Consider the following 3,541-nt stretch of genomic DNA (forward strand, 5'->3'; position numbering starts at 1 on the left):
TGTATAAGAGACAGGGGTGATGGCGGGGCCGAAGTGGACGGGTTGGCGGATGTGCTGGGTCCAGTAGTCGGGGGTGGTGATGGTCTCGTCGGCGGGGAGGCCGGTGAGGTTGCTGAGGAGCGGGATGGTGGGGGCGTGGTAGTCCAGTCCGTCGATCGCCTCGCGGAAGTCCGCCAGCATGGGGTCCATGAGGGGGGAGTGGAAGGCGTGGCTGACGGCCAGCCGCTTGGTCTTGCGGCCCTGGGCCGACCACAGGGACTCGGCCCGGGTGACGCCCTCGGCGGGGCCCGAGACGACGGTGCTGGTCGGGGTGTTGAGTGCGGCGATGGAGAGCTGGGTGTCGGTTTCGAGGGTGGGGGCGAGTTCTTGTGGTGTGGCTTCGATGGCGGTCATGGCGCCGCCTGGGGGGAGTTGGCCCATCAGGGTGGCGCGTGCGGCGACGAGGCGGCAGGCGTCGGGGAGGGTGAGGATGCCTGCGGTGTGGGCGGCGGCGACTTCGCCGATGGAGTGGCCGATGACGGCGTCGGGGCGGAGTCCGGCGGAGTCGAGGAGGCGGGTGAGGGCGATGTGCAGGGCGAAGAGTCCGGCCTGTGCGTAGGTGGTGTGGTCCAGCAGTCCGGGCTGTTCTTCGATGCCGTGGAAGACCACGTGGCGCAGGGGGTGTTCGAGGTGGGGGTCGAGGTGGGTGCAGACCTCGTCGAAGGCGGCGGCGAAGACGGGAAAGCGGTCGTAGAGCCCCGCGCCCATGCCCGTCCGCTGGCTGCCCTGACCGCTGAACAGCCACACCGACCCGCCCGCGGGGCCCGCCGCCTCGGAGGGCGGGGCGGGGAGGACGACGTCTGGATGGGAGTCCCCGGACGCCAGCGCCCGTACGGCGTTCAGCAGCTCGGCACGGCTCTCACCGAGCACGACCGCACGGCGCTCGAACAGCGACCGGCGCCTCAGCAGCGACCAGCCCACGTCGGAGACCGGCAGCCCCGCGTCGGAGGCCACCCGGGCGGCCAGCGCCCCGGCCTGGCCGCGCAGCGCCCCGTCGCCGCGCGCGGACAGTACCCAGGGCAGCACACCGGTAGCGGCGATCGGCTCCGCCGGTTCCGGCCGAGCAGGTTCCGGTGCCTGCTCCAGGATCAGATGCGCGTTCGTCCCCGAGATGCCGAAGGACGACACGCCCGCGCGGCGCGGACGCTCGCTCTCCGGCCAGCTCATCCCCTCGGTCAGCAGCCGCACCGCGCCGGTGCTCCAGTCCGCGTTGGGGGTGGGCTCGTCGATGTGCAGGGAGGCCGGGAGCACGCCATGGCGCAGGGCCATGACCATCTTCAGTACGGCGGCCGAACCGGCCGCGGCCTGCGCGTGGCCGATGTTGGACTTGACGGAGCCCAGCCACAGCGGCCGGTCCTCGGGCCGGTCGCGTCCGTAGGTGGCCAGCAGGGCCTGGGCCTCGATGGGATCGCCCAGGGTGGTGCCGGTGCCGTGCCCCTCGACCGCGTCCACCTCGGCCGCGGACAGCCGGGCGTTGGCCAGGGCCTGGGTGATGACCCGCTGCTGGGAGGGGCCGTTGGGCGCGGTCAGCCCGTTGCTGGTGCCGTCCTGGTTGATCGCGGAGCCCCGGATCACCGCCAGCACCCGGTGCCCGTTGCGCCGCGCGTCCGAGAGCCGCTCCAGGAGCAGCAGACCGGCGCCCTCGCTCCAGCCGGTGCCGTCGGCCGCGGCGGCGAACGGCTTGCACCGGCCGTCGGGGGCCAGGCCGCGCTGCCGGGAGAACTCGACGAACGTGGCCGGAGTCGCCATGACGGCCACCCCGCCGGCCAGGGCCAGCGAGCACTCGCCCTGCCGCAGCGACTGGCTCGCCAGATGCATGGCCACCAGCGCCGAGGAGCACGCGGTGTCCACCGTGACCGCCGGGCCCTCCAGCCCGAAGGTGTAGGCGAGACGGCCGGACATGACGCTGGGCGTGCCGCCTGCGAGCAGATAGCCCTCGACGTCCTGCGCCGAGGTGCCGCCGCCCGCGCCGTACCCCTGGTACGTGCCGCCGGTGAAGACGCCGGTGCTGCTGCCGTTCAGTGCCGCGCGGCCGATGCCGGCGCGTTCGAAGGTCTCCCAGGCGGTCTCCAGCAGCAGCCGCTGCTGCGGGTCCATGGCGAGCGCCTCGCGCGGGCTGATGCCGAAGAACGAGGCGTCGAACTCGGCCGCGTCGTAGAGGAATCCGCCTTCCCGCGTATAGCTGGTGCCGGGGTGCCCGGGGTCGGGGTCGAAGAGCCCGTCCAGATCCCAGCCCCGGTCGGACGGCAGTTCGCCGATGGCGTCCCGGCCCTGCGCCACCAGGTCCCACAGCTCCTCGGGGGAGCGGGTGCCGCCGGGGAACCGGCAGGCCATGGAGACGATCGCGATGGGTTCGTCGGGTGCCGCCGCGGCAGGCGCCCCGGCGCGGACGGCGGCGTGGCCACCGGTCAGCTCCGAGCGCAGATACCGGGCGAGGGCGCTGGGCGTGGGGTGGTCGAAGACCACCGAGGGAGGGAGGCTCCGGCCGGTGAGCGCCGTGAGCTGGTTGCGGAGCTCCACGGCGGTGAGGGAGTCGAACCCGAGCTCCTGGAAGGGGCGGTCGGGCAGGATCGCTTCGGGCCCGGAGTGGCCGAGCACGGACGCGGCGTGGGTCCGGACGTGGCGCAGGAGGGTCCGGAGCTGCTCGGCCGGTGTCCCCTCGGCGAGCTCCCGGCGCAGCGGGTGGGCGGCGCCCCCGGAGCCCCCGGCGTCTCCGGCGTCCCGGGCGTGCCCGGCGTCCTGCCGCGGCGGGCCGGCCAGCTCGCTCAGGAGCGGGCTGGGGCGCTGCGCGGTGAAGCCGGTGGCGAAGGTCTCCCAGTCGACGTCGGCGATGGTGACGGTGGTGTCACCGCTGCTGAGCGCCTGGTGCAGCGCCTTGGTGGCGGGTTCGGGACGGAGCGCGGACAGGCCGCGCCGCTTGAGGTGGGCGAGCGTGTCCCGGTCCGCGGCCATGCCGATCTCGCTCCAGGGGCCCCAGGCCAGACTGGTGGCGGGCAGGCCCAGGCGGCGGCGGTGCTCGGCCAGCGCGTCCAGGTGGGTGTTGGCGGCGGCGTAGCCGGACTGCAGGCCGCTGCCCCAGGTGGCCGCGTTGGAGGAGAAGAGCACGAAGGCGCTCAGATCCAGATGCCGGGTGAGCTCGTCCAGATGGGAAGCGCCGAGGGCCTTGGCGTCCAACTGCCGCTGCAGCAGCTGGGGAGTCAGCTCACCCACGGGCCCCGTCTCCACGGTGCCGGCGGCGTGGATGACGGTGGTGAGGGGGTGCTGGGCGGGGATGGTCTCCAGGAGGTGCTGGAGGGCGGTGCGGTCGGATACGTCGCAGGCGGTGACGGTGACGGTGGTGCCCAGGTCGGTGAGTTCGCGGGCGAGTGCGGCGGCGCCGGGGGCTTCGGGTCCGCTGCGGCTGGTCAGCAGCAGATGCGGGGCGCCGTGCCCGGCGAGCCACCGGGCCAGCTGTGCGCCCAGCCCGCCGGTGCCGCCGGTGACGAGGGTGGTGCCCTCGGGG

The 3,541-nt window shown here is 74.2% G+C and carries 1 protein-coding gene; it reads right to left on the reverse strand.

Features of this window, described 5'->3' with window-relative positions:
- Window positions 1-3,541: type I polyketide synthase (locus G5C65_RS33660; protein WP_165302851.1), on the reverse strand; the 3,541-nt coding region annotated here is incomplete at both ends.

The sequence above is a fragment of the Streptomyces boncukensis genome (assembly GCF_011045075.1).
GTDB classification, from domain to species: Bacteria; Actinomycetota; Actinomycetes; order Streptomycetales; family Streptomycetaceae; genus Streptomyces; species Streptomyces boncukensis.